The following is a 19,394-nucleotide window of genomic DNA, read 5'->3' as shown; positions in this document are numbered from 1 at the left end:
TTCTCTAAGGTATTGCTTTAGGATTTTATAATTTTTTATCTTCCTAAAATAACTTATTAATTTGTTTTTTTCAACTCAACTAGAGTTGTATGGCAAGTTGGGCCTTGGCCTAAGGATGAGGTTCCAACATCTTTAGTTAGCACATTGGGATTCCCATGTCTTTCAATATTTAAATCATAGTCCGGATCAAACCAAGCACCAGTCGACAAAACAACCACACCTGGCATAACATTGTCAGAAATTCTTGCCCCTGCCAAAACTCTTCCACGAGCATTATATAACAGAACAATATCACCATTTTTGATATCTCTATCTAGTGCATCTTTTGAGTTAATCATTACCGGCTCTTTTCCATGTATCTTGTTCTTTTGGCTCATTTCAGCATTTTCCAGTTGGCTGTGTAGCCTATATTTTGGTTGATTTGAAATTAAATGCAAAGGGTATTCATCTACATTACCCAGCCATTCATATGGTTCATACCAATATGGGTGAGAATGACAATCGCTTAGTTGAAAGCTTGAAATTGTTTCAGATGAGATTTCTATTTTTCCAGATGGTGTTTGTAGAGGAAATCTTGATGGATTTTTTCTAAATTTATCAAACATAATCTTTTCAATCTTTGGAGTGGGAACCTCAAAATACCCTTTTTCCCAGAACTCTTCAAAACTAGGCAAACTCAAATCACTATTTTTATAAGTTTTTTCATAGGCTTTAGAACTTTCATCCCAGATAAATTTTATCCAATCCATTTCGCTTTTATTTTCAGTAAATGATTCTAAAAAACCAAGTTTTTTTGCTAATCCAGAAAATATTTCAAAGTCAGTTTTGGAATTTTCAAAGCTATTCATAGCAGATTTATTGGCCACTATTGTTGGGTCTCTAGGATTTAGCATAAGGTCATTTCTTTCTAAAGCTGTATTAGCAGGAAAAATAATGTCAGCATGAAGAGCTTGTGGGTTCCACCAGATTTCATTGACAATAATTGTGTTTGGTTTCTGCCATGCCTTTACCAGTCGGTTTAGATCTTGATGATGATGAAAAGGATTTCCTCCGGCCCAATATATTAATTTAATATCTGGATAAGTTAACTTCTGACCATCATAAAGGAACTCTTCTCCAGGCTTTTCCAGCATATCAGTGACTCTAGCAACCGGAATAAAATTCTTAATTGGATTGACTCCTTGAGGTAGGCTTTGCCAGGGTATTTTGTCATATGAATCACCAGTACTATTGACGCTAGAATAACCAAAACCAAACCCACCACCAGCAGTACCTATTTGTCCAAGCATGGCAGCTAGCGTGATACCCATCCACAAAGGCTGCTCTCCTCTTGATGCCCTTTGGAGACTCCAAGATATGGAGATCATGGTTTTTTTTGAGATTATTTTTTTTGCTAATTCTTTAATTGAATCAACTGGAATATTAGTAATTTGAGATGCCCATTCTGGAGTACAGTCTGGATTATCTTTTTTACCTAATACATAGTCTGCAAAACTATCAAACCCAACCGTGTATTTTTTTATAAATCTTTTATTATAGGTTTCATTTTTAATTAATATGTTTGCAAGAGCTAACATTAATGCAGTATCTGTATTTGGTCTTATAGGGACTTGCTTTGCATTCAAGAATGATGGAGCATCGTCTTGAATTGGACTAATATTAATGAACTCAACTCCATTTTCACTACATTTAGTCATCCCTTGCTTTGTTACATGCTTGCCTACTCCGCCAGCTGAGACTTTAGAGTTTTTTAAAGGCATACCTCCAAACATCAAAATTAATTCACATTCTTTAGATAAAGCCTCCCAAGAGGTATGCTCATCTAAGGTTGAGTATAAATCTAAGCCAATTATGTGAGGTAAAAGAGTTTGCGCTGCAGCATAGGAATAGCTTTGGAATGACGAACTAAAGCCACCAAATAAATTAAAAAAACGGTTGACCTGACTTTTAGCATGATGAAATCTGCCAGCACTAGCCCACCCGTATGAACCTGCAAAAATGGCAGAATTTCCAAATGCTTTTTTTGTCTCTAGTAATTCTTTGGATGCGAGTTCAAAAGCTTCATCCCAACTTATGGGTACAAAGTCATCGCGTCCTCTATTTCCATCACCTTTACAGTTATTATCTATCCAGCCTTTTCTAACGAAAGGTTGTTTTATTCTCAGCTCATCTACAGCAGCATCTGCCAAACCTAGTCCAAACTCAGTTGGCGAGGAATCTAATTCCCAATGGTCCAACTTTATTTTTTTATTTTCATCTAGCGAAAATTTATATGTTCCCCAATGTGTACTTACATAATTTGACATGAGAGGTAGTCGGGTTTTATTCTAAAAATAATCTGATTTTAACACTATGAATCAATATTCTAATTTAATAATAATTTCTCTATTTAATACTTTTGATTAATACTATTAAAAATATAATCAGACTAATTTTTTGTAAGTTTTGCGTAATAAAAGCCATCAAAGTTATGCTCTGGAAGCTTTTGTTTTCCAATTTGTCCCTCACCCCAAGGAATTTCAATTTCAATATTTTTGGCATCTTTAAAGTTATCTAAAAAGGCTTTTATTTGAAGATCATTTTCATCTTTTAAGATTGAGCAAGTTGCATAAAATAACTGACCGCCAGGCTTTAAAAGGCTCCATAAGTTTTTTAAAATTTCGGCTTGAATTTTAGTGGCGTGACTGACATCTTTTAATTTTCTCAACAGCTTGATATCTGGATGTCTTCTGATGACACCAGTTCCTGAGCAAGGGGCGTCAATTAAAATTTTATCAAAGAGCTTCTTATCCCACCAATCTGTATTGGTAGCATCTCCCTGAACAACAGTAACATTTTTTAACTGTAGTCGATTAATATTTTGAACTACCTTTTGAAGTCTATCCTTATCACTATCTAATGCAACAATTTCTGACTCTTCACATAGTTCAGCAATATGCGTTGTTTTCCCTCCAGGAGCAGCACACGCATCAAGAATGTAATCTCCTTTTTTTGGAGAAATCAGATAACCAGCTAATTGAGCTGAGATATCCTGGACATAGCACGAACCATTTTGAAAATTGGGTAATTTTTGAACACTAACTGCATCCTCAATGATTAATCCCTGTGATGAAATATCAGATGCCTGACTTAGAATGCCTAACTCTCCAAGTTCTTTTTGGAATTCATCCCTATTGATTGATGGGCTTACTCTAATAGACATAGGGGCTTTTCTGTTGTTTTCTAAAAAAATATTCTCAAAATTGTCAGGGTAGTCTTTTTTGATTTTTTTTACTAGCCAGGCTGGGTGAGAATAATGCTTTGATTCAAAAATCGATTTTTGATCTCTTTCAACTCTCCTTAGAATTGCATTTATAAAACCTGTTGACCATGGCTTATCAATTATCTTTGTGACTTCGACTGTTTCATTTATTGCAGCATGTCTAGAGATGTCAGTGTAAATTATTTGGTATGCCCCGAGTACTAGCAAACAATGAAGATCAAGATTTTTCTTTTCTAGCGGCTTTTTAAGTCGAGGGGTTATGATGTCATTTAGGTGATGATAAAACCTAATTGAGCCAAATGCCAAAGATTTGGCAAATGATAAGTCATCGCCATAAGTTGGGAAAAGTGAATCAGATAAAGATCGTTTCTCTAAAGCTACTAAACAAATAGCTTTAAGTGCGAGAACTCTGGCGCTATTTTTATTGAGCAATTGTCTGCAAAATTCTATTTAGTAGATCGTTTGGAGGCAGGTAACCAGGTAAATTTGTACCATTTTCAAAAAATATTGATGGTGTTCCATTGACACCTAACTGCTTTGAAATTGCGAGTTGTTCTGCAACTGGGTTTATACACTCCGGGCTATCAGGAAGTTGTCTTTTGGACTTATAATTATGTATAGCAAGAGCTTTATCTTCAGCGCACCAAATTTTTTCCATAGCGCTTTGGGCGTTTGGATGGAGCTGCTCTAGAGGAGAGGCTAAATACTTTACCGTAATACCAAGGCCATTCATTTGTTTCATGTTGGCATGTAATTTAGCGCAATAAGGACAATCAACATCGGTAAATACATTAATGACGTATTTCTCTTCTTCAGCTCGAAAAATAATCTTATCGTTATCACTAATACTTTCTAGAATATCAAGTTTTATTTCACTAATTCGATTTGTAGAGATATTAGTCATTAGCTCAAGATCAGTTACTGCTCCCTGAATTACGTATTTGCCATCAGTTGATATATAAATAACATCAATGAAAGGATCAGTAAGAATGACCTCGTAGTAACCATCTAATTGAGAGGGACTAATGTTCTCTGCTTGAATTTCAGGAAAGAAAGGTTTTAATTTATTAACAACAATACTTACATCTGCCAATGCATAGTTAGATATTAATAATAAAGTGATTGCGAGAAACTTTTTCATATTAGAAACTCATGATTAAAGGAGTAAATTTTACAGTTTTTTGGTAGAATATCGAGATTATAATTTTTGGAAGTAGATATGGAGTTTTTTGTCACTCATCAAGCTGTTGATCATTACAGCGGAGACTGCTCAGTTGCCTTTGCCTCAAAGGACAAATCAAATGATAATAGAATTATTCAGACGTATTTGGATCTTCACCGATTTGAGCCAAAATTAGCCAGCACTTTGATGCTTGGAAAAGTTGAAGGTTATAAGTCAAAAAGAGTACTTGTTGTTGGTCTTGGAGAGTCACCCTTAACTAAGAAGAATTTCATTAAGGTACTAAAGTCACTCTCATCGGCAATGAGTAGCTCAAAAGTTAAAAATGTTGTGATCCCTTTGATAGAGGTTGAGGACGCTAATGAAGCTTGGATTCAAGCTTCAACTGCAAGAGTGCTCAAAAATGAAAGCTATAAAGTTAACAAAGTCGGTGTCAAAGAAGAGCCAAGCGATATTGTCCTTGAGGCGGTTAATCTTTACTCAAAAAATAATGGTGCGAATGAAATTCAAAAAGGAGTAGCCATTGCAAATGGAATGGCACTGACAAGAGAGTTAGGTGACTTACCCCCAAACATTTGCACTCCAACCTACATTGCTGATGCTGCTCAATCACTTGCAAAAAATTATGATTTAGAATGTGAGATTTTAGAAGAGTCTGAAATGGAATCTCTTGGAATGAATTCCCTGCTATCAGTTTCTAGAGGCTCATCTCAGCCTGCAAAGCTAATCAGTTTGAAATATTCAAATAATGGAAATGCGGCCCCAATTGTTTTGGTTGGAAAGGGAGTAACTTTTGATAGCGGCGGTATTTCTTTGAAGCCTGGTTCTGGAATGGATGAAATGAAATACGATATGTGCGGAGCAGCTTCGGTTCTAGGCAGTATGAGGGCAATTGCTGAAATGAATCTTAAAGTGAATTTAGTAGTAGTGGTTCCTGCAGTAGAAAATATGCCTGCTCATAATGCATCGAGACCGGGTGATGTAGTCAAAAGCATGTCTGGGCAAACCATTGAAATCCTTAATACAGATGCCGAAGGCAGACTTATACTGTGTGATGCCCTAACTTATTGTGAAAAATATAAACCAAAAACTGTCATTGATATTGCAACATTAACTGGGGCAGTTATTATAGCTTTAGGTAAACACCATTCTGGAGTAATGTCAAATGATCAAAGCCTTGTAGATGCCTTAAAAGTTTCAGGTGAATCTGCTCAAGACACTGTTTGGCAACTTCCTCTCGATGAGGAATATGATGACTTACTTAAATCAAATTTTGCTGACATGGCAAATATTGGGGGTAGAGAGGCTGGAACAGTAACAGCAGCATGCTTTCTAGCGCGTTATACTAAAAAATACTCTTGGGCACATATTGATATTGCTGGGACTGCATGGCTTGGAGGTTCAAAAAAAGGAGCTACTGGAAGACCTGTGCCTCTGTTGACTCAATATATCATGGATCAAGTTTAAGGAACTGCTTATGTCAACCTATAAAAACGTAGAGATTATTAAGGCTGCTAACATTTATTTCGATGGCAAAGTCACCAGTAGAATTATTAAGTTGAATGATGGTAGCACAAAAACTCTTGGAATTATGATGTCAGGTGAATTCGAATTTTCCACTGAAAAGCATGAGCTAATGGAGATCCTTGCAGGAGAGATGAATGTTTTACTTCCAGGCAGTGATAGATGGAAAACTATTCAAGGTGGAGAGTCTTTTGAGGTTCCCGCTCAAAGCATTTTTAAGTTAAAAGTGAACTCAGTTGTTGATTATTGCTGTTCATATTCCTAACCTTATTGCATAATATAATGCTCCCATAAGATATGGATTCAATCGCAATTATCAATGGTAAAGAGCAGTCAAATGTAAGTATTTTTAACCGTAATTTTCAATATGGTGATGGACTATTTGAAACCTGTATTGTTAAAGATAATCGCATCTTATTTTGGGAAAAACACCTGTCGAGACTGGAAATTGGTTGCAGAAAACTCAAAATAAAAAACATAGAAGAATCCTTATGGTTAAAGGATATCAAAAAAGCACTTAACTTAACTTCAAAAAAAAATTGCGTTCTTAAATTAGTTTTATCACGCGGCAATACAGAAAGGGGGTATAGCTATCCTGATGATATTTTGCCAGTTAGAGTTGTCATTGTTTCAGAAATGAAAAAAACTCATACACGAGAATCATATTCTCTTGAGTATGCTCAAAGTGGTTTCCATTCAAATCCAAATCTAGCAGGCATTAAACATTGCAATAGGATTGAACAAATTTTGGCGCGGTCTTCATTGAAAGCTGATGAGGCAATTATGTTAGATGAAAACCAAAATATCATTTCTGTGACCCAAGGAAACATTTATTTCATTTTTGGCCAAAGGCTAGTCACGCCAAGTTTGGATAGATGCGGCGTCATAGGAAGTCGGCGATCTCTTATTCTAGAGCTGGCAGAATCGATAGAGTTACATGTTGAACAAAGAAATATTTCAATAAATGAGGTAATAAAAGCTGACGAAGTCTTCATTTCAAATAGCATTATTGGGATTCAGTCAGTTAATTTGATTGAGGATTTTCAGTTCCAAAAAAGATCCCTGACTGAGCGGATTAAAATAGCATTTGAATCGGTGACTAAAGATAGCAAATCTTGGACATGTATTTAACTACTAGACGTAAACTTTTTTCAAGAATCATAGCGTCCGCTCTTTTATTATTGCTAATCGCATGGATACTGACATCAAAGGATATTTTAGTTAACCAACCTCAAATTTTTCAAGTTAAATCTGGCTCTTCCATAGGTGAAGTGGCACAGGAGTTGAGTGAAAAAAAAATAATTAAATCAAAGAGGTTCTTTACGTCCTTGAGTAGGCTGCTCAATGCAAATAAGAAATTAAAGTCTGGATATTATGAACTAAAGCCTGATACCAGTATTTTTAATTTCATTAATCAAATTTCAAATGGTGAAGTCCTTAAAACTAAAGTTACTTTGGTTGAAGGAAAAACGATTCAATACTACTTTGAACAATTAGATAAAGACCCATCAATAAACTCCAATGGATCTCTGGAGAATATTATGAAATCAATTGGCGTAAAGAAGCCTTACGATGGTTGGTTTTATCCTGAAACCTATATTTTTAATTATGGCGAAAGCATTGAGAATGTTTTAAAAAAATCCCATGAAACAATGAAAGTCAAATTGGCAGAGTTGTGGGAAAACAGAGATAAATCTATCCCACTTGATTCACCTTATCAAGCAATTATTTTAGCTTCATTGATAGAAAACGAAACAGCCCTTAATAACGAAAAGCCAATAATTTCCGGTGTGTTTATTGGAAGATTAAATTCAAATATGCGTCTACAGACTGATCCCACCGTTATCTATGCTCTGGGAGATCAATACAAGCCTCCACTAACTCGAAGCGACTTGAAGTTTGATCATCCTTATAACACCTATCGAAATAAGGGGCTACCTCCAGGTGCTATCTCCTCTGTTGGCTACCATTCTCTATTTGCAGCGCTTCATCCGGTTAAGGGGAGTGCACTATACTTTGTTTCAAAGAAAGATGGTAGTCATGCATTTGCAGAGACTTATGACGAGCATAAAGAGAATATCAAGAAGTACTTAAAGACTAACTAGTTTAAAATTATAGGGTATGAGAAAAGGGAAATTTATTACTGTTGATGGTGTTGAAGGTGCTGGTAAAAGTACGCAAATTGACCTTATTTGTAGCTATTTACATGAAAAAAGTATAGAAGTTGTTAGAACTCGTGAACCTGGTGGCACAGAAGTTGGTGAGAAAATACGTTCTGTTTTGCTCGATGTAGATAATCAAGAGATGCATAGTGACACAGAGCTAATGTTAATGTTTAGCTCAAGAAATGAATTGATTCAAAATAAAATTATTCCTGCTTTGAATGAGGGGTTTTGGGTTGTTAGCGATCGCTTTACTGATGCCTCTTTTGCCTATCAAGGTGGCGGAAGAATGCTCGATTTAAATCGTATTTCTGAGCTAGCAGATTGGGTTTTAGGTGACTTTAAACCAGACTTAACTCTTTTATTAGATGTGAGTGTTGAGATTGGCATGCAAAGAATAGAGGCTAGAGCTGCAAAAGACAGAATTGAATTAGAAGAACGGGCTTTTTTTGAGCGAGTAAGATCTGTTTTTATAAGTAGATCAGAGTCCTTCCCAGAGCGAATCAAGTTGATAGATGCAAGTGGATCAGTAAAAGATATTCAATCCAAAATTAGGGTATTACTAGACTCATTATGACCTTTCCATGGCATAAAAAAGCGAGTGAAAAGCTTGATAAGATGATTGAGCAAAATCATTTACCTCATGCTCTGCTCATAACTGGAGTAGAAAAAATTGGTAAGTTTGATTTTACTCAAGCTTTAATCAAAAAGCTCCTTTGCCCAAACTCCTCTTGCGATCATTGTGAACTTTGTAAAACACTAAATAATGATGATCCTAAATCTGAATTGGGCCACAGTGTCTTAATTCGTCGCTCTCATTATCCAAATTTAATTTATTGCAGAACGGAACTAAATGACTCCGGCTCAATGTCAAAGGATATTAGAGTTGATCAAATTAGAGCATTTTGCGAGTCATTAGGAAAAACAGCCGAAACTCTTCAAATCGGAGTAGTTTTTTATGCTGATCAGATGAATAATAATGCAGCCAATAGCCTTCTCAAAACACTCGAAGAGCCTAGACAAAACACGCTCATTATTTTGCTTGCTCATAATACTGATAGACTTCCGATGACTATTTTGTCTAGATGTCAAACTATTCACATAAACCCATCCTATAATGAGGGCACTGCAAATTGGGTTGCGAGCCAAATTAACGACGATACTCGATCAGACTTTGATCCTATGCAGTTATTAGAAAGTGCACACGGTGTTCCTCAAAGGGCAATCGATGATTTAAAAGGGGATTATTATTTTAAATATCAGAGCTGGCAAAACTTGCTTTTAGAAATTGCATTGAGCCCAACCAAAATTATAGATGCAGAAATTTTTTCTGATAATGAGCTTGATGTATTGAAATGTCTGCAACACCTCATTAATGAAGGCATTAAAATTAAAATATTAAATCATGATGGTGCAAATCTTGAGTTGAATAAGGTTGTTGAAAAAGCCTCTTTCAATCATTTATATAAACTTTTAGATGATACCAATCAAGCAATTTCGCTGTCACAAACCCCTGTAAATATGAAATTATTATTGGATAATATCTTGGTGGTGTGGTCTCACATTACGAATTTAAAAAAATATCCAGCTGTCACAAATTTTCAGGAGCATTAATGAAACAATCTTCAATTTTATTTAGAGAGGCAAAAGAGTATATTCCTGGAGGTGTCAACTCTCCTGTCAGAGCATTTAATGGCGTTGGTGGCGACCCTGTGTTCTTTGATAGAGGAGAGGGTGCTTATCTTTTTGATGTAGATGGAAACTCCTATATTGATTATGTCGGCTCATGGGGCCCAATGATCTTGGGTCATTCAAATCCTGTCATAATTGATGCTGTAAAGTCTGTTCTAGATAAGGGCTTAGGATTTGGTGCGCCAACTGCAATAGAGACATCATTGGCAAAAAAAGTTTGTCAAATAATGCCTTCCATTGAACTTGTTCGAATGGTTAGTTCAGGTACAGAGGCAACCATGAGTGCGATTAGATTGGCAAGAGGTTTCACGAATCGTGACAAAATTTTAAAATTTGAGGGCTGTTATCATGGGCATTCTGACTCTTTACTGGTTAAGGCTGGATCTGGAGCCCTTACATTAGGTGTCCCTACATCTCCCGGAGTGCCAGAGGATCTCGCCAAGCATACTTTGACACTCGAGTTTAATAATTTGGAGCTTGTTGAGGAATTGTTTTCTAAAATGGGAGAAGAAATTGGCTGTATTATTGTTGAACCAATAGCCGGCAATATGAATTGCATTCCGCCCAAAGATGGTTTTCTAGAGGGCCTAAGAAAGATTTGTGATAAGTATGGCACGGTGCTTATTTTTGATGAAGTAATGACAGGTTTCAGAGTTGCCTTAGGGGGTGCTCAAGAGGTTTATCAAGTGAAGCCTGACCTGACAGCTCTGGGTAAAGTCATAGGTGGCGGACTGCCGGTGGCAGCATTTGGTGGAAAAAGAGAAATTATGAATCAAATTGCCCCTCTTGGACCAGTTTATCAGGCAGGAACACTTTCAGGTAATCCGTTATCAATGGCATCTGGAATAGCTATGCTCAGTGCCCTAGAGTCTGACAAGTCCTTTTATCAAAACCTTGGTGAGCGAGCGTCTCAGCTTGTTGATGGGGTGGTCTCTGAAGCAAAATCTCATGGCATTCCAATGACAAGTAACTATGTAGGGGGAATGTTTGGCCTGTTTTTTAGTGCCGAAGATAAAGTTACTAATTTTAAGCAGGCATCTAGTTGCGATATAGAGCTTTTTAAAAACTTTTATAATGCTATGCTAAACAAAGGTGTCTATCTTGCACCCTCTGCTTACGAGGCTGGATTTCTATCAATTGCTCATACAGAAGAGGATATTAACAGAACAATTGAAGCAGCTTCTGCTGTTTTTTCGTCGCTATGAGCCTAGTTACTGTCGGTGCTGAGTTATTATCAGCAAAAGAAAAACTTCAGAGTTTTGAAAATAATGTCACTGTTTTTGGTTCTGCAAGAATTGAGTCTTCAGACCCTTTGTATTTCAAGGCGTATGAATTGGGTAAAGACCTATCTAATGCAGGTTACAATGTATTTACAGGTGGCGGACCGGGTATTATGAGTGCGGCTAATAAAGGAGCCTATGAGGGCAAATCCAAAAGTATTGGTCTTAATATCTTATTACCGCAGGAACAGTCTAGCAATCCTTATTTGGATGAAAATATTACCTTTAACTATTTCTTTTCAAGAAAAGTGATGCTTGTTAAGTACTCAAGTGCTTGTATCTATTTTCCCGGTGGTTATGGAACTGCTGATGAGTTGATGGAGGTTTTAACTTTAATGCAAACTAGGAAAATGAAGAAAATGCCAATCGTTTTGTATGACTCAAAATTTTGGAACTCGCTTCTATCATGGATACAGCAAACAGTCGATAAATCCTATGTCAATCAGGAACATTTTGAGTTAATCAGAGTTGTTGATTCAGTTGAAGAGATTATGAACATCGTGGAGACAGAAGTATGCCTTTAGCAATTTTTGATTTAGATAATACTCTTATTGGTGGCGATAGCGATTATCTTTGGGGGGAATTCTTGTGTGATGAAGGAATTATTACTGATCGAGAATCGTTCCAAAAGATGAATGATTATTTTTATCATCAGTATGAAATTGGTGAGCTCGATATTTATGCCTGGGCAGAGTTTAGTTTTAAAGTTCTATCAGAGCATTCTTTTGATAAGCTCAATCAGCTTCGCAAAGACTTTATGGAGACAAAAATTAGGCCAATATTTCTTGAAAAAGCTCAAAATTGCATTGACAATCACAAAAAGAATGGGGATTCAGTTCTTGTCATCACTGCATCCAACACCTTTGTTACGAAACCGATTGTTGAAATGTATGGTATTGAGCATTTGCTAGCAACTGAACCAGAGTTTGTATCAGGAAGGTTTACTGGTAAAGTCTCAGGTATTCCGTGTTTTCAGTCTGGAAAAATTGATAATTTAATGCCTTGGCTTGTAACGAACAATGAAAACTTGATTGGATCTTATTTTTATTCAGACTCCCACAATGACCTTCCGCTTCTTGAGCTTGTGGATAACCCTGTAGCCATTAATGGTGACCCAATACTCACGGCAGCGGCTAATGAGAATGGGTGGAAAAATCTTGACTGGCGATAGACTAAATAAATAAATCTTGGTTAGATTTGTGAGCGACATCCAGATAGGTAGCAGCTCCAGCAAACTCAATACCTTCAATAAAATCCTCTCGAGAAAAACCAAACATTCCCATTGTCATTTCGCAGGCAATAAACTTTACCCCCATATCAATGCAAATTTCTCGGAGCTCCTCAATAGTGGCCATGCCATTATTTGAAAAGGTTTTCTTCATCATCTGTGTAGCGAAAAACTCTAATCCAGGAATATTCCAAAATAAGTTAGGAATTTTAGGTCCAAAATCAATCGCTTGAAACCATTTTGGCCCAAAAGGCATTTTCATTGGCATATCAGGATTTCCCTGTGGGGAAATTCTTAAGTGTGATAAGTCTTTAAGCAAAAGGTTTAAGCCATAGAAAGTACAAAATACTGTTACTTCTTTGCCCATAGCAATTCCAGTTGAAGCCAAAATAAAAGGGGGATAGGCCCAGTCAAGAGTCCCTTTTGACGCAATTAGCGTCATTTCATTTAGATCAGACATAATTTAGACTAGTTTTTTTCTATTTGGAAGATGATTTTATTGCCTTCATCTCTTTGAGATATTAGTTTATGACCAAGTTGATTACAGAAAGCCACAAAATCTTTTTTTGATCCCTGGTCCGTGCAAATGACTTCGATGACTTCTCTTGAAGACATTGATGCAAGTGCTTGCTTTGTTTTTAAAATGGGCATTGGACATGCATAACCACACATATCTAAAGTTTGATTCGTCATATGCTTATCTTATATTCGAGAAGGAATATTTTAGTAGGAAAAAGTTTATTTAACTATATTTTTTTTGGCTATGACTCCAGCAGCCATTGAAATCAAGAAAACAAATGCAATTGGATCAAGAGTTGCAAGCGCTGCAATGGCGGGCCCCGGACAGAGTCCAACAAGCCCCCAGCCGACTCCAAAAAGTGAAGCTCCTATAACTATCTTGCTATCAAGTTTCTGTTTTTTAGGTAAGTCAATTTGATTGCCTAGAGCTGAAGTCTCTTTGTTTTTTAATAGAAAAAAGAAAGGTCCAGCAGTTAGTACTCCTCCACCCATAACAAATATCAACGAGGCATCCCAATTATGAGTAATACTTAGAAAGCCAATCACTTTCTCAGGATTTGTCATTCCAGAGATTACTAATCCAATTCCAAAAATAACGCCAGAGATCAGGGAGATAAATTTATCATTCATAAGTATATCCCCAGTTGTTGAAGAATGAATACCGTGATCATTCCAGTGAGGACAAAGATTGCAGTAGCAATCATTGAGTTTACGGACAGTCTGCCAATACCGCATATCCCATGGCCAGAAGTGCATCCACCTCCAAGCCTAGTTCCAAAACCAACCAAAAAGCCGCCAGAAATGATAAGCAGGTATGAATTAGTTATTTCAAATGCGATCGGTTTATTTGGCAAAATTAGATAGTAGATAGCCACTGGTCCAACCACCAAGCCAATTAAGAATAGGAGATTTGAGACACTTTTCGAGGACTTGGTAACAGTATTCTCAAATATACCACTTACCCCTGCCAATCTGCCAGTTGAGTAGAAATACAATGCGACCGAGAGCCCAATTATGACTCCTCCAATGAGTGCGCTGACAGGTGTAAAGTTATGCATTCCTAATAATTAAGTGTATTGAAGATAAATAATAACAGAATTATGAGTTTTGTAGGTGCGTTGTTAATCAGAGAACTTGGAGTAATAAAACCTTCTTAATTTAGGTCTTGAGACAACATGGGTGACAATTGCCATGAGCAAAAATAAAATCAACACCATAAATTCACTGGCTGCAACTTCTAACCTTATTCCAATGACTAAAGCAGAGCAAAAGTAAATTTTTAAGATTGTATCTAGAAACTGAATAGGATATAACTGCCTTGATTCAGACATTAAATACTTTAGTGAGTAATAGGCAAAAGTGAGTAGGATAGTCACTCTTAAAGCTAGCAATCGATGATATGGAATCTCCACACCATCAGTTATATAGAAAGGAAAATAGAGAGAAACACCATATAGCGCTGAAAGTGAAGCACATACGCACCATACTCCAAGAAATGCGATTAACACTTTAGCAAGTAACTTGATGAATTTTTTCATTTTCCATAACCTATTCGATTAATAAAACCAATTCAGAAATATCTTTCTTATTGGCCTTTTTTGGATAGGGCTAGTGACCGACCTATGTTTCAACAAGCTAAAAAATTATTTAGCGTGCTTAATAATAACACCATTTTGCGAACCTAAAAGAAGAATATCTGCGCCACGATTTGCGAATAGCCCATTTGTGACTACTCCAACAATATTGTTAAGACAATTCTCAAGATTTTGCGGATCATCAATTTCAAGCTCATGTATATCAAGTATCAGGTTTCCATTATCAGTGGTTAATTCCTCCCTTAAAATTGGATTTCCCCCAATTGAGTCAATAATTTGACGTTTTACATAGTTGGCGGACATTGGAATTACTTCAACGGGTAAAGGAAACTTACCTAATGAGTCTACAAGCTTAGACTCATCTGCAATACATACGAATTGACGGGAGACTGCAGCAACAATTTTTTCTCGAGTTAATGCACCTCCTCCACCCTTGATAAGATTGAGTTTATGGTCTGACTCATCAGCACCATCAATATAAACAGAAATTTCATCAACATCATTAAGATTAATAACTGGGATGCCATGTCTTTTAAGTCTATTTGCAGTATCAATAGAGCTTGCAACTGCGCCCTTGATAGAGTCTTTCATGCCAGCTAAATGATCGATAAAAAAATTTGCTGTAGAACCTGTCCCAACACCTATAATAGTCCCAGGAGTAACGTATTTAAGTGCTGCTTTAGACACCTCGCTTTTTAATTCATCTTGGGTCATGTTGCCTCCATCTTTAATGCAAAATTATACACGATGAAAAAAATAATCCTTGCAACCGGAAATCTTGGAAAGGTAAGAGAACTAAATGCAATGTTAGACGGTCATTACACCGTGGTCTCCCAAAAACAGCTAAAGGTAATTGAGGTGCCAGAAACTGGCAGTTCTTTTATCGAAAATGCTTTAATTAAAGCAAGAAATGCTGCATCTCAGAGTCAACTTCCTGCACTAGCCGATGACTCAGGCCTAGAGGTAGAAGCGCTTGAAGGCGAACCAGGGATTTACTCAGCACGATATGCAGGAGAAAATGCATCTGATGAGGAAAATATAACCAAGCTTCTTAAAGCAATGGAGAGCCACACTAATCGTAAGGCTAATTTTTGTTGTGCAATGGTTTTCGTTCGGGATGCTCAGGATTCTGACCCGGTCATTATAGAAAGGCGATGGTATGGCGAAATTTTAAAAACCCCTATTGGAAAAAATGGATTTGGTTATGACCCAATTTTTTATTTAAAGGAATATGATTGCAGCTCTGCTCAGCTTAATCCAGAAACTAAAAATAGAATATCGCATCGAGGGCTTGCGCTTAGAGATTTATTAGCAGAGTTATCACTCATTGAATAATTTACTTAAGTTACCTCCACTCTCACTCTACATTCACTACCCGTGGTGCGTAAAAAAATGTCCTTACTGTGACTTCAATTCTCATGATAGCGAGATTCAAGATGGATATATTAGCGCTCTTTTGAAGGATTTAGATGGAGATTTGAAGTATGTGCAGCAGAGGACAATCAACTCTATTTTTATTGGGGGAGGTACGCCAAGCTTAATGAGTATTAAAGATATTACTCACTTATTTGCTGGTTTAAAGGATAGATTAGAGTTTTCACCAAATATAGAGATTACACTAGAGGCCAATCCGGGAACATTTGAAGTTGATAAGTTTTCTGAATACAGAAATATTGGAATTAATCGACTATCAATAGGAGTTCAATCTTTCAATGATGAGAAGTTAGAGTTTTTGGGAAGAATTCATAGTGGCAAGGAGGCTCAAGAAGCAATTTTAAAGGCTCAAGACGTTGGTTTTGATAATTTAAATATTGATTTAATGTATGGCCTAAAAGATCAAAGTATTGATGAATGCATGAATGATGTTATGACTGCAATTTCCTTAAACCCTAGCCATATCTCCTTTTATCAGCTTACCCTTGAACCAAATACATTATTCTCGAAATTTCCCCCTATCCTGCCATCTGATGAAGATATTTGGAGGATTGGTGAAAGGGGTGCAGACCTTTTGAATCAAAAAGGGTTTCATCAATATGAAATCTCAGCATATAGCGCATTGCCATCAAAGCACAATATGAATTATTGGGAGTTTGGTGATTACATTGGAATTGGTGCTGGTGCTCATGGCAAGATTACAAATATGACTTCTAGTGAAATAGTCAGAACTTTGAAAATGAAGTCACCAAAAGATTATTTGATGTCAGTTAATAAAAATAATCAAGCATTAAGAACCAAGCCCGTGGAAAACTTATCATTTGAATTCATGTTGAATAGTTTAAGATTGATTGGTGGTTTTAATCCTGAGCTTTATGAGTCAAGAACAGGCCAATCTGTTAAATTGCTAAGTGAACAAATGAGAGAGGCCGTAAGTCTGGATTTATTGGATGTGCAGGCTAATAAAATAAAGCCCACCCGCAAAGGCTTAAGCTTTCTTAATGATCTACAGGCAATATTCTTATAATAAAGCAATCACCCCTTAAAAATAACTATTGGCGATTAAAAAAATAGGTAAAGCCTGTCATTAAGCCTTATGGCTGTTAAAATACACGCAAGTTTTGTAAAGTAAGATTGAAATGAGTTCTCATAAAATTGCCGACGTCTTAACTGAGTCATTACCCTACATCCAGAGATTTAAGGGAAAGACAATTGTTATTAAATATGGCGGAAACGCCATGGTAGATGAAAAACTAAAATCTAGTTTTGCTAGGGATATTGTTCTGATGAAGTCTGTTGGAATGAACCCAATTGTGGTTCATGGCGGAGGCCCTCAGATCGGCGACACTCTGAAAAAACTTGGTAAAAATAGCGAGTTTATTGATGGTATGCGCGTTACCGATAGTGAGACAATGGATGTTGTTGAGATGGTGCTTGGCGGATTGGTTAACAAAGAAATTGTTAATCTTATTCATCAGCATGGTGGAAATTCTATTGGACTTACCGGTAAAGATGGCAGACTTATTACTGCAAAAAAACTTAAAACAGAAATCGAACCTACCTCTGAAATTATTGATTTAGGACATGTGGGTCAAGTTGATCAGATTGATGTATCAGTTATTAATTTATTATTACAGGGAGACTTTATCCCTGTCATTGCTCCGATAGGCGTTGGAAAAGATGGGTACTCCTATAATATTAATGCTGACTTGGTTGCGGGTGCTATTGCAGAGTCACTTAATGCGGAAAAATTAATTCTTTTAACGAATACGGCTGGCCTTTTGGATGATAAAGGTGAGCTGATGACTGGAATGAGCTCATCAACGGTTAAAGAGTTGATTAAGAACGGAACAATTCATGGCGGTATGCTGCCAAAGATTGGCTGCGCCCTGTCTGCAGTTGAAAATGGAGTTCAAAGAAGTCATATCATTGATGGAAGGGTCTCACATGCCGTTCTCTTAGAGGTCTTTACTGATTCAGGCGTTGGAACACTAATCACAACAAATGGCTAAAATAAATAGGGATACTATCAGTGTAAATGATTGCCAGATTCTGGCGCACTATAAGTTTGAAGCCGATCAATATATTCTCACATTAGAGTCACAAGAAATTTCACAGGCTACCCGTCCTGGTCAATTCGTTCACCTGTCAGTCTCAGGCATGCTGGCTATGAGAAGACCTATTTCTTTGATGTCGGTGGATAAAGATAATGGAACCTTTGATCTTCTTTATAAGATTGTAGGTGAGGGCACCAGGCAACTCGCCGAACGAAAAATTGGGGATATAGTCTCAGTCATAGGGCCTATTGGAAATGGATTTGAAGTGACAGAAAACAAAATTCCACTATTGATTGGAGGCGGTGTTGGTATGCCTCCAATTATTGCAATGGCGCAGGAGTTAAAAGGGAATTCTTTATATAAGCCCTATGTCATATTAGGATCTGAAGTGCCTTTCCCTTTCGATGCCTCAGAAAGTAAATTAAATGGCTACCAGTCCACTAAATTTCATACCATGCCTTTGCTGGAAGAGTGGGGGATACCATGCGGTTTAGCAAGTCTTCAAAATTATGATGGCGTCTATCAGGGTTATGTCACTGGTCTCGCTAAAGATTTTTTAGATAGCCTCTCTTCTGATGACTTAAGCAATGTTGAAATATATACATGTGGTCCGCATCCAATGCTTGAAGCTGTTTCAAAGTTAGCGAGTGAATACAGCATTCCATGCCAGGCTTCATTTGAAGAGTTCATGGCCTGTGCTGTTGGCGGCTGTGCTGGATGTGTTGTTGAGGTTCAGACTGAAAATGGGCCTGCAATGAAAAGGGTTTGTGTCGATGGCCCAGTTTTTGAAGCTCAATCAGTCTTTAATGATTTCGGATAATTTAAAACAGGTCAAATCGAGAATTGATTCAGTTCAATCTAGAAAGAAGGTTGAACTAATTGCAGTCAGTAAAACCAGGTCAACCAAAGAAATTCAAGAGGCTGTAGATGCTGGACAGGTCCATTTTGGAGAGAACTATCTTCAAGAATCTATTGAAAAAATTAATTTTTTTAAAGGAAGTGGATTAATCTGGCATTTTATAGGGCCTATCCAATCTAATAAAACGAGTGCAATAGCAGGCAACTTTGATTGGGTGCATAGCGTAGATAGAATAAAAGTTGCAACGCGTCTGAGTGATCAACGAAATCCTGCTTTAGGGTCTTTAAATGTTTTGATTCAGGTCAACGTGGATAGAGAGGAGACTAAGTCAGGAGTTGATATTGAGAATGTTGGAGAGATTGTCTCTGAAATAGAGAGCCTTCCTAACCTTTCTTTGAGGGGTTTTATGACAATACCAAGACCTGAAAATTCACAAAATAGTTTTGCTGAAATGAAACAATTAATCTCTAAGTATCCAAATCTTGACTCGCTCTCAATGGGCATGTCCGCAGACCTTGAGATTGCAATCAAGAATGGTGCAAACCTGGTTAGAGTTGGGACTGATATTTTTGGTCAGAGAAGTTATAATTAGTATTTAAAGT

The 19,394-nt window shown here is 36.9% G+C and carries 23 protein-coding genes; 14 read left to right on the top strand and 9 right to left on the bottom strand.

Annotated elements, in window-relative coordinates; translation table 11 throughout:
• Window positions 1-56: 56 nt before the first annotated feature.
• The 3 genes from ACMAZA_RS07480 to ACMAZA_RS07470 all read right to left on the bottom strand — a co-directional run bounded on the left by ACMAZA_RS07480 (window position 57) and on the right by ACMAZA_RS07470 (window position 4,403).
• A complete protein-coding gene (locus ACMAZA_RS07480; RefSeq protein ID WP_435188362.1) occupies window positions 57-2,306 on the bottom strand; it encodes a molybdopterin-dependent oxidoreductase in 2,250 nt (749 codons plus the stop codon).
• Between the two features lie 122 nt (window positions 2,307-2,428).
• On the bottom strand, window positions 2,429-3,694 hold the full coding sequence (rsmB, locus tag ACMAZA_RS07475) for a 16S rRNA (cytosine(967)-C(5))-methyltransferase RsmB (RefSeq protein WP_435188360.1): 1,266 nt from the start codon (window positions 3,692-3,694) through the stop codon (window positions 2,429-2,431).
• Entirely contained in the window at window positions 3,684-4,403 is a 720-nt protein-coding gene (locus tag ACMAZA_RS07470; protein ID WP_435188358.1) for a thioredoxin fold domain-containing protein, read from the bottom strand. The genes rsmB and ACMAZA_RS07470 overlap by 11 nt, the downstream gene beginning before the upstream one ends.
• Window positions 4,404-4,481: 78 nt before the next feature.
• On the opposite strand from ACMAZA_RS07470, the gene ACMAZA_RS07465 reads away from it, so the two are divergent.
• The 9 genes from ACMAZA_RS07465 to ACMAZA_RS07425 are packed head-to-tail and all read left to right on the top strand — an operon-like array spanning window position 4,482 to window position 12,271.
• Window positions 4,482-5,909, top strand: a complete 1,428-nt coding sequence (locus ACMAZA_RS07465) for a leucyl aminopeptidase (protein ID WP_435188356.1) — start codon at window positions 4,482-4,484, stop codon at window positions 5,907-5,909.
• A gap of 10 nt (window positions 5,910-5,919) precedes the next feature.
• On the top strand, window positions 5,920-6,231 hold the full coding sequence (locus ACMAZA_RS07460; protein WP_435188354.1) for a pyrimidine/purine nucleoside phosphorylase: 312 nt from the start codon (window positions 5,920-5,922) through the stop codon (window positions 6,229-6,231).
• Between the two features lie 32 nt (window positions 6,232-6,263).
• Window positions 6,264-7,097 (top strand): aminodeoxychorismate lyase, encoded by an 834-nt coding sequence (gene pabC, locus ACMAZA_RS07455; protein WP_435188353.1) that lies wholly within the window; start codon window positions 6,264-6,266, stop codon window positions 7,095-7,097.
• A complete protein-coding gene (gene mltG, locus ACMAZA_RS07450; RefSeq protein ID WP_435188352.1) occupies window positions 7,088-8,071 on the top strand; it encodes an endolytic transglycosylase MltG in 984 nt (327 codons plus the stop codon). Before pabC ends, mltG begins: the two co-directional genes overlap by 10 nt.
• A 16-nt stretch (window positions 8,072-8,087) precedes the next feature.
• Entirely contained in the window at window positions 8,088-8,705 is a 618-nt protein-coding gene (gene tmk / locus ACMAZA_RS07445) for a dTMP kinase (protein WP_435188350.1), read from the top strand.
• Entirely contained in the window at window positions 8,702-9,742 is a 1,041-nt protein-coding gene (locus ACMAZA_RS07440) for a DNA polymerase III subunit delta' (protein WP_435188348.1), read from the top strand. Before tmk ends, ACMAZA_RS07440 begins: the two co-directional genes overlap by 4 nt.
• On the top strand, window positions 9,742-11,025 hold the full coding sequence (gene hemL / locus ACMAZA_RS07435; RefSeq protein ID WP_435188346.1) for a glutamate-1-semialdehyde 2,1-aminomutase: 1,284 nt from the start codon (window positions 9,742-9,744) through the stop codon (window positions 11,023-11,025). The genes ACMAZA_RS07440 and hemL overlap by 1 nt, the downstream gene beginning before the upstream one ends.
• Window positions 11,022-11,624 carry a TIGR00730 family Rossman fold protein gene (locus ACMAZA_RS07430; RefSeq protein WP_435188344.1) on the top strand — a complete coding sequence of 201 codons (603 nt, stop codon included), beginning with the start codon at window positions 11,022-11,024 and terminating at the stop codon, window positions 11,622-11,624. Before hemL ends, ACMAZA_RS07430 begins: the two co-directional genes overlap by 4 nt.
• Window positions 11,615-12,271 carry an HAD family hydrolase gene (locus tag ACMAZA_RS07425; RefSeq protein ID WP_435188342.1) on the top strand — a complete coding sequence of 219 codons (657 nt, stop codon included), beginning with the start codon at window positions 11,615-11,617 and terminating at the stop codon, window positions 12,269-12,271. Before ACMAZA_RS07430 ends, ACMAZA_RS07425 begins: the two co-directional genes overlap by 10 nt.
• 1 nt (window position 12,272) lies before the next feature.
• Here the strand turns inward: ACMAZA_RS07425 and ACMAZA_RS07420 are convergent, their stop codons facing one another.
• From ACMAZA_RS07420 to rpiA, 6 genes are all read right to left on the bottom strand, one after another.
• Window positions 12,273-12,788 (bottom strand): DsrE/DsrF/DrsH-like family protein, encoded by a 516-nt coding sequence (locus ACMAZA_RS07420; RefSeq protein WP_435188341.1) that lies wholly within the window; start codon window positions 12,786-12,788, stop codon window positions 12,273-12,275.
• A gap of 8 nt (window positions 12,789-12,796) precedes the next feature.
• A complete protein-coding gene (locus ACMAZA_RS07415; RefSeq protein ID WP_435188340.1) occupies window positions 12,797-13,021 on the bottom strand; it encodes a sulfurtransferase TusA family protein in 225 nt (74 codons plus the stop codon).
• Window positions 13,022-13,066: 45 nt separating this feature from the next.
• Window positions 13,067-13,477 (bottom strand): DUF6691 family protein, encoded by a 411-nt coding sequence (locus ACMAZA_RS07410; RefSeq protein ID WP_435188338.1) that lies wholly within the window; start codon window positions 13,475-13,477, stop codon window positions 13,067-13,069.
• Window positions 13,474-13,905, bottom strand: a complete 432-nt coding sequence (locus ACMAZA_RS07405) for a YeeE/YedE family protein (RefSeq protein ID WP_435188336.1) — start codon at window positions 13,903-13,905, stop codon at window positions 13,474-13,476. Before ACMAZA_RS07405 ends, ACMAZA_RS07410 begins: the two co-directional genes overlap by 4 nt.
• A 63-nt stretch (window positions 13,906-13,968) precedes the next feature.
• Window positions 13,969-14,385 carry a hypothetical protein gene (locus ACMAZA_RS07400; protein WP_435188334.1) on the bottom strand — a complete coding sequence of 139 codons (417 nt, stop codon included), beginning with the start codon at window positions 14,383-14,385 and terminating at the stop codon, window positions 13,969-13,971.
• 105 nt (window positions 14,386-14,490) lie between these two features.
• Entirely contained in the window at window positions 14,491-15,156 is a 666-nt protein-coding gene (rpiA, locus tag ACMAZA_RS07395; protein ID WP_435188332.1) for a ribose-5-phosphate isomerase RpiA, read from the bottom strand.
• Between the two features lie 33 nt (window positions 15,157-15,189).
• Here rpiA and rdgB point away from each other — a divergent pair, with 33 nt between their 5' ends.
• From rdgB to ACMAZA_RS07370, 5 genes are all read left to right on the top strand, one after another.
• The gene (gene rdgB, locus ACMAZA_RS07390; RefSeq protein ID WP_435188331.1) at window positions 15,190-15,777 is read left to right on the top strand and encodes an RdgB/HAM1 family non-canonical purine NTP pyrophosphatase; all 588 of its coding nucleotides are present in this window, start codon (window positions 15,190-15,192) and stop codon (window positions 15,775-15,777) included.
• Window positions 15,770-16,903: a radical SAM family heme chaperone HemW gene (gene hemW, locus ACMAZA_RS07385; RefSeq protein ID WP_435188329.1), complete on the top strand. Its 1,134-nt coding sequence runs from the start codon at window positions 15,770-15,772 to the stop codon at window positions 16,901-16,903. Before rdgB ends, hemW begins: the two co-directional genes overlap by 8 nt.
• Window positions 16,904-17,015: 112 nt before the next feature.
• The gene (argB, locus tag ACMAZA_RS07380) at window positions 17,016-17,888 is read left to right on the top strand and encodes an acetylglutamate kinase (RefSeq protein ID WP_435188327.1); all 873 of its coding nucleotides are present in this window, start codon (window positions 17,016-17,018) and stop codon (window positions 17,886-17,888) included.
• Window positions 17,881-18,753 (top strand): dihydroorotate dehydrogenase electron transfer subunit, encoded by an 873-nt coding sequence (locus tag ACMAZA_RS07375; RefSeq protein ID WP_435188326.1) that lies wholly within the window; start codon window positions 17,881-17,883, stop codon window positions 18,751-18,753. The genes argB and ACMAZA_RS07375 overlap by 8 nt, the downstream gene beginning before the upstream one ends.
• A complete protein-coding gene (locus tag ACMAZA_RS07370) occupies window positions 18,707-19,384 on the top strand; it encodes a YggS family pyridoxal phosphate-dependent enzyme (RefSeq protein WP_435188324.1) in 678 nt (225 codons plus the stop codon). Before ACMAZA_RS07375 ends, ACMAZA_RS07370 begins: the two co-directional genes overlap by 47 nt.
• The last annotated feature ends 10 nt before the right edge of the window (window positions 19,385-19,394 follow it).

This window comes from Pseudothioglobus sp. nBUS_23, from assembly GCF_051201565.1.
Classification (GTDB): Bacteria; Pseudomonadota; Gammaproteobacteria; order PS1; family Pseudothioglobaceae; genus Pseudothioglobus.
The sequence above is the reverse complement of the archived record's forward strand: the minus strand, read 5'-3'. Positions and strand labels throughout refer to the sequence as shown.

Excerpts from the sequence above, each read along its gene's own strand:
- ACMAZA_RS07400 (WP_435188334.1), bottom strand. The coding sequence starts at position 14,385 with ATGAAAAAATTCATCAAGTTACTTGCTAAAGTGTTAATCGCATTTCTT.
- ACMAZA_RS07375 (WP_435188326.1), top strand. The coding sequence starts at position 17,881 with ATGGCTAAAATAAATAGGGATACTATCAGTGTAAATGATTGCCAGATT.
- mltG (WP_435188352.1), top strand. The coding sequence starts at position 7,088 with ATGTATTTAACTACTAGACGTAAACTTTTTTCAAGAATCATAGCGTCC.
- pabC (WP_435188353.1), top strand. The coding sequence starts at position 6,264 with ATGGATTCAATCGCAATTATCAATGGTAAAGAGCAGTCAAATGTAAGT.
- ACMAZA_RS07430 (WP_435188344.1), top strand. The coding sequence starts at position 11,022 with ATGAGCCTAGTTACTGTCGGTGCTGAGTTATTATCAGCAAAAGAAAAA.
- ACMAZA_RS07465 (WP_435188356.1), top strand. The coding sequence starts at position 4,482 with ATGGAGTTTTTTGTCACTCATCAAGCTGTTGATCATTACAGCGGAGAC.
- ACMAZA_RS07405 (WP_435188336.1), bottom strand. The coding sequence starts at position 13,905 with ATGCATAACTTTACACCTGTCAGCGCACTCATTGGAGGAGTCATAATT.
- ACMAZA_RS07415 (WP_435188340.1), bottom strand. The coding sequence starts at position 13,021 with ATGACGAATCAAACTTTAGATATGTGTGGTTATGCATGTCCAATGCCC.
- ACMAZA_RS07370 (WP_435188324.1), top strand. The coding sequence starts at position 18,707 with ATGGCCCAGTTTTTGAAGCTCAATCAGTCTTTAATGATTTCGGATAAT.
- argB (WP_435188327.1), top strand. The coding sequence starts at position 17,016 with ATGAGTTCTCATAAAATTGCCGACGTCTTAACTGAGTCATTACCCTAC.
- hemL (WP_435188346.1), top strand. The coding sequence starts at position 9,742 with ATGAAACAATCTTCAATTTTATTTAGAGAGGCAAAAGAGTATATTCCT.
- rpiA (WP_435188332.1), bottom strand. The coding sequence starts at position 15,156 with ATGACCCAAGATGAATTAAAAAGCGAGGTGTCTAAAGCAGCACTTAAA.
- ACMAZA_RS07440 (WP_435188348.1), top strand. The coding sequence starts at position 8,702 with ATGACCTTTCCATGGCATAAAAAAGCGAGTGAAAAGCTTGATAAGATG.
- ACMAZA_RS07420 (WP_435188341.1), bottom strand. The coding sequence starts at position 12,788 with ATGTCTGATCTAAATGAAATGACGCTAATTGCGTCAAAAGGGACTCTT.
- ACMAZA_RS07425 (WP_435188342.1), top strand. The coding sequence starts at position 11,615 with ATGCCTTTAGCAATTTTTGATTTAGATAATACTCTTATTGGTGGCGAT.
- tmk (WP_435188350.1), top strand. The coding sequence starts at position 8,088 with ATGAGAAAAGGGAAATTTATTACTGTTGATGGTGTTGAAGGTGCTGGT.
- ACMAZA_RS07480 (WP_435188362.1), bottom strand. The coding sequence starts at position 2,306 with ATGTCAAATTATGTAAGTACACATTGGGGAACATATAAATTTTCGCTA.
- ACMAZA_RS07410 (WP_435188338.1), bottom strand. The coding sequence starts at position 13,477 with ATGAATGATAAATTTATCTCCCTGATCTCTGGCGTTATTTTTGGAATT.
- ACMAZA_RS07470 (WP_435188358.1), bottom strand. The coding sequence starts at position 4,403 with ATGAAAAAGTTTCTCGCAATCACTTTATTATTAATATCTAACTATGCA.
- ACMAZA_RS07460 (WP_435188354.1), top strand. The coding sequence starts at position 5,920 with ATGTCAACCTATAAAAACGTAGAGATTATTAAGGCTGCTAACATTTAT.
- rdgB (WP_435188331.1), top strand. The coding sequence starts at position 15,190 with ATGAAAAAAATAATCCTTGCAACCGGAAATCTTGGAAAGGTAAGAGAA.